The sequence below is a fragment of the Thermogemmatispora sp. genome (assembly GCF_042408735.1).
In the GTDB taxonomy this organism is placed as follows: Bacteria; Chloroflexota; Ktedonobacteria; order Ktedonobacterales; family Ktedonobacteraceae; genus Thermogemmatispora.
Genome location: NZ_JBHOQV010000095.1, coordinates 1 through 5,480 on the forward strand (window position 1 = coordinate 1; position 5,480 = coordinate 5,480).

Consider the following 5,480-nt stretch of genomic DNA (forward strand, 5'->3'; position numbering starts at 1 on the left):
CCTGGTGGCGGTGGGGGAGCTGGCAGGCTCTCTGGACCCACCCGTTGCGCACGCGGCCTCCCTGGCGCTCTGTCAGCTTCGGGAGCGCGAGGGGTGGAGTCAAGCCACATTCGAAGCGGCTCTTGCCGGTATCAGTGATGATGAAGAGCAGAACGCTGCCGTCCTCACCTGGGATCGCACGCTGCTGCGCGCTCGCTGGGTGCTTGCTGGGTCTGGACCGGAGCGCGCAGCGAGCTGTGCGGACCTCTTTGGCCCGCTTGCCTGGCCCCAGACTCCCGCGACCAGCGCCCTGCTGCGGCAGGCGCTGGAGCAGGTGGCGCATCGCGGCGCAGTCGCCGCGGGCTGCTGGTCGCCGCAACCGCTCAACACGGGCGAGCACGCTCATGCTGACCAGCTCTGCTTCCTGCAGGTCAGTGATAGACAGGGACTGGAACGCGCGCTGGCGCAGCTCACCTCCTGGCTGCTGGACCTTCCAGAACGGTACCTGCAGGTCCACTGGTCCTGGTATGGGGAGACCAGAGCCAGAGGAGGTGGGGGAAAGAGCGGGACTCCTCCCTCTGGTCAGGAGCAGCAGCCTGGCTCTGACAAACCCATCCTGTATCGCAGTGGCCTCACCTATCACTGGGGGCCTGGCGAGGAGGAGCCTGCCAGCACGGCGTCCCCTTCCCGCCGGGGCCAGGGAGCGGCACCGCTGCGCCGGGAACTCTGGGTGCTTTTCGCTGCCTGCCCGCATCGGGAACGGCTGGAAGCCGCCTGGCAGCGCTATCTCAGCGGCTGGCAGAGGCAGCAGCAAGCGAGTTCCTGGGCCTCCCTTCAGCAGGGGGTGCAGGACCTCTGGGGCCTGCTGGCGACTGTGACTGCATGACCCCCTGGCCCCTCCTGTGAGGAAAGCGCGGCTGCTTTTCGCCGGCTCGCGGGGAGCTGGACCAGCTCCTCCGCGAAGAGGGGCGTGGGGTCTTCCATGCACAAGTGGGCCCGATGACGATCTGGCTTCGCCACGAGCCCGGACGCGGCTGCTGAGGGGCAATCATCGCGCACTCGCACAGGAGGACGTTCAGCGCGACTCCGCTCCCGGCCTGGAAGCAGGCGTGGCCGGTTCTGGGGTGTGGCTCAGGTCGGCCTGGAACCTCCTGCGCGGGTACAGCATACTCAACCGTTCTCTCCCTGATCCTTGCCCGACAGGGCTGCTACAGCTTTCGCCGTCAGCAGGGGAACCTGTGGCCAGAGGAGGACCGGTGGTACTGCCAGCCTGGCCAGGCATCAACCTGATCGCGTGCTTTTCCTGTTCTGCCTGCTGGAGGTGTCGCTTGCTGATGTGCATTCGACCCGGGAAAGGAGGTGTCTGATGCAACAAACGCGCGCAGCTCGTGCCATTGTCCTCCGGGAGCGCTGGCGCGAGCAGATGAACATCCTCAAGGCGCGCTATCCTGCCGCTGAACGTGCTGAGAGAGCCGTGGGACAGGTCCTGGCCCTCGAAGAGGGAGTGAACGGGCTGGAGCCCATCACGACATGGATGCCGCCAGGCCAGGTGCAGACGCAGGTGGAGCGCCTGCTGGACAGGCTGGCTGAGACGAAAGCGCACTGGCTTGTCGACGAGAGAAGGGCAGACCCGCGCTCCCACGCTGCGCACGGGGAGTCGACAGCGCAGGCAGCCTGTCACATGATTGACGAGCTGGTCCCTGCGCTCTGGAAGCTGCTATCTCCTCGCTGGAGGCGCAGCGGCAAGAGGCATGGTCAGTACTTCCAGGTCTACCAGAGCGTTGATCTGGAAGCCATGTGGGATGTCTCAACCGGCGTGCAACGTTGGCGTTCACCCTTGCGGCATCAGTTCTATCGGGAAGTGGCCCTGCTGAAAGCCGAGGGAGACTCCCCCCTGGAGGAGGCATTTCGCCTGACGAATCATGTGGAGGAACCCTGGCAGCGCTCTCGCAAGATCCTCTGGTACGCCAGGGATGGACCGCTGCGCTCAACGTCCGTGGGTGATATAATCGTCTCACTCTCCTCGGGGGCAGCCTGGGTGGTGGATCACGTGGGATTCCAGGTGATCGCTGAGGAGGATGCCACTCCGCAGCAGGGCTTCGGGCCTGCAAGGCGCTGATGGATGCGCTGCTGCTCTCCTCGCTCCCCAGCGCTTCAAGCGACCGTCTCGGTCTGAGCGGAGCGGAGCATTCCCCCAAGCGCAGAACGCTCTCGACGTCAGCGTCTGATCTGGCTCGATCATTCGGCGGCTCACCCATGCACGGCTCGCAGGGGATGCCTCAGCGCGACGAGAGCCTGCTGGGCGTGGGAGCGGCTGAGACGAAAGGGAACCCGTCGGGGCTTCCAGCCCCGCCGGGTCTCAGAGGCCTTTTCACCCTGGACCAGGGGCTTGTGGACCCGACCGGTTGCCTGGGTGCGCACCCTGGTGGAAGCGGCAGCCCGTCATGAAGGCCAGTGATCTCCCAGGCGGGGACCCACCAGGAGCGGATCTGGCGAGATCATGTGCTATACTGAGGTGGGGAAGAGAAGAGAAGAGAAGAGTGAAGGAGAAAAAAGGAAGGAGCAAGTGATGCCTCTGGAAGCGACTTGGCCACCGTACCAGGGATGGCCTAACAGTCCCACCTGGGACATGTTCACCACGCTGACGGCTTTTGAGGAGACCCGACGACCGCTCGAAGCGCTGGCGCAGCGTCCTGATGCGCTCCGGCGATGGCTGGAGGAACACGTGCAGCGGTTCCTCAAGGGGCAGGAAGTGCCACACGCCGTGGGGCTCCTACTCACTGCCTGGGCGAGCGATCCTGCGCGGCGCATTGATTGGAGTCGCGTGGTAGCGGCCCAGGGAGAGGGAGCTGACTGCTCCTTGACGTTCCTGGAAGCGGCAGCAGTGGAGGCGCTCTGCTCTGTCGGGCAGGAGCTGCCCTCAGGGCTGTCTCTGGCACTCTGGTGGGACGGGTTGGCCCGCCGTTGGGCCGAGCAGCCGCAGCTGCGGAGGCAGTCCAGTGCCCTGGGAGTGCTGGCTCGCCGCATCATGGAAAGCTATCTCCAGGCGGTTGACTGGTCTCGCCTGGCGAAGGCGCTGCGGGAGGAATAGGGCCGGGGAGAGCAGGACCTGGCGGCATGGCGCCTGCGGCGACGGAGGCCAGCCCCCCTGTCCAGCCTCCTCTTCTGCTGCGGATGTCGGAGCCTTTTTTTATTTTTGGGAGGCGACGTGTTCGCCAGTGGACCAGTCCTGGGAACACAGAAACCAGCATGGCACGATCAGAAGAGAAAGCAGCGGTCACAGGAGAGGACTGACCAGGTGGGGAACCTTCCTGGAGGAACCAGAGACATGCTCAACAACTGCCTGCCATGCGGCAAGCCGCTCTCATCCAGCGGCACAGGTATCCTGAACACCTGTCCCGATGAGGAACCAGGAACCCTGAATCCGCCAGCCAGCTTGGGAGCATGCACAGACAAAGCAACCCCGGCTGCCAGCACCTACCTCCATCAGCGGTCACTGTTCCCGAGAGCGCTTCCCCCACATGGGGGCTGCTGAACACTGGCCTGTGACCGTTGAGGCGCTGATCCCGACTGCAGTTCGTTCGACCGACCCCATTCCGGTCGAGAGAGGGCACACGTGCAGATGCCCCTCCACAAAGACAGACTGTCACCGCCTCCGCGAGCTGTTCTATTCCAGGCTATAGAGAGCCACATACTCCTCGGGAGTGATGAAGACTGGGTCGATCCCCGCCTTCAACAATGCCTCCCGGACGATCAGCACATTCCACCAGAAGCAGCAGCGACGCTGCTGGCATCTGTTGTGGGGACAGAGCAGGATGAGCAGCTGCACCGAGTCTCGCTGCACTGTCTGGATCAACTGCTGTATGTCCTTCTCAGCTATGAGCTCAGTCTCGTCAGCTGCTTGATATATCCAGCTCCAGTCTGACCAACTGCGAGGAGTCAAACGGCAATCGACGAGCAGGCTGCCAGTTGAGAACATCGTCTGAAGGATCGCTCTGTGATTGTCCTCATACTCAAGAGGGACCAGGAGAAGCACCTCCTTTCTCCAGGCGGCTATCTGACGCCGCCAGGCCTTCACTGCGCGATCAAACTGCGCGGGCGGTAGGACCCAGATCAGCCCGTACCTGTATTTCTGAGTCCACTTCAGTTCCTTCCTGCTCTGAGCCAAAACCACTCGCCGGATACGTTCCTGTTTCTCTAAGCGGAACCATAGCTGTTCGAGGAATTCCTTCCACAGCTGGCACCTGGAGGTTTGAGCCAAAACCCAGCATCGCTCCCTTAGAGGTCGGAGTCGGACAGCTCGCGAGAGGTCCTTCCACGTTCCTCGTTGCATCCCCACCTCACCGCTAAACCAAAACCAGGGCTTTTGTCGAATTCGTCGATACGTCACCAATAGGGTCATTTTGCCTTCTCTTTCAACTCACGAGGACACTTGAACAATCGGCATTCTCAAGGGGACAATGGTGCATAAAACTGATTCTGAAGGCACTCCAGAGCGCTCGGTCACAACGTTTCACTCCCAGAGCGGACGAAGCAGACATGCTGGTGATGCTTCTCCTAGCATAGCGTCCCAGGTGGTCTCTGTCAAGTCGTTTCGATGCTCCCACCCAGGCGGTCAGGAGTGACCGCTTCCATGCAGTCATGAGGTCAGCCACGTCGGCCCTCAGACGGCCTGGAAAGCCCTTCGAGGATCGCTGCGTGGGCAGCCGGGTGCCGCGATGCTCGCAGCGACGCGCTGCCCCGCTGTCTCAGGGACCCCCTTCCTGCCCGTGCCCCTGCCAGCGGGGCGGGGCCGGCAGGAGCTTCAGAATCTCCTCACAGGCCTGAGACAGCTCCGGATACTGCTCCGCCAGGCCGCGCTGACGCCAGTCCTCCCGCACGCGCTGTGTCATGGCCGGGATCGCCTCCAACGGGAGGGCCAGCAGGCGCTCCAGCAGGCGGCGCAGCGCTTTGTGGTACGCAAGGACATGATGGCGCGTCATCCATGTGCAGCTCTCGACAGCGTGCGCCATCGCCTCCTCCCAATGGCCCTCCGCATAGGCCAGGTTCCCCAGTACCTGCTCTCCATGTCCTAGCAGCAAGCGGTAGCCCTCCTCCTCAGCGATGGTGCGCGCCTCTTGCCAAGCGGCCTGCGCCTCCTCGTGTCGTCCCAGGTGGGAAAGCGCCTCCACCAGGTCGCAGAGGCTGGCCACCAGCTGATAGCGATCGTGCACGTGACGCGCATGCTCACAGGCACACTGCCAGTGCCTCGCCGCCTCCTGCCAGCGCCCCCGCTCCGCCGTGACCCGCCCCTGGTAGTACTGGCTGTTGATGAAGACCTCCTCATCGAAGCCGGTCACCAGCGCCTCGGCCTGCTTGAACCAGGTATTGGCCTCCTCCAGCTGCCCTTTGCGCAGCGCCACCTGCCCCAGGCGGTTAGAGGTGGCCGCCAGCCCTGTGCGATCGCCGACCAGGGCATAGCACTCGAAGGCGTGGCGAAAGTGCCGCTCGGCCTGCAGCAG

5 protein-coding genes are annotated in these 5,480 nt (G+C 63.7%); 3 read left to right on the forward strand and 2 right to left on the reverse strand.

The window, feature by feature from the left end; genetic code table 11:
• The 3 genes from ACFMO7_RS08320 to ACFMO7_RS08330 all read left to right on the forward strand — a co-directional run.
• Positions 1-865 (forward strand): hypothetical protein (locus ACFMO7_RS08320; protein ID WP_376795026.1); only part of this gene is annotated, 865 nt, incomplete at its 5' end.
• Between the two features lie 480 nt (positions 866-1,345).
• Complete coding sequence (locus ACFMO7_RS08325; protein ID WP_376795027.1) at positions 1,346-2,098, forward strand: hypothetical protein; 753 nt, start codon at positions 1,346-1,348, stop codon at positions 2,096-2,098.
• 450 nt (positions 2,099-2,548) lie between these two features.
• Positions 2,549-3,070 carry a hypothetical protein gene (locus tag ACFMO7_RS08330; RefSeq protein ID WP_376795028.1) on the forward strand — a complete coding sequence of 174 codons (522 nt, stop codon included), beginning with the start codon at positions 2,549-2,551 and terminating at the stop codon, positions 3,068-3,070.
• A gap of 576 nt (positions 3,071-3,646) precedes the next feature.
• Here ACFMO7_RS08330 and ACFMO7_RS08335 read toward each other — a convergent pair.
• Positions 3,647-3,835: a hypothetical protein gene (locus ACFMO7_RS08335; protein ID WP_376795029.1), complete on the reverse strand. Its 189-nt coding sequence runs from the start codon at positions 3,833-3,835 to the stop codon at positions 3,647-3,649.
• An 892-nt stretch (positions 3,836-4,727) separates the two neighbouring features.
• Positions 4,728-5,480 (reverse strand): tetratricopeptide repeat protein (locus tag ACFMO7_RS08340; protein WP_376795030.1); only part of this gene is annotated, 753 nt, incomplete at its 5' end.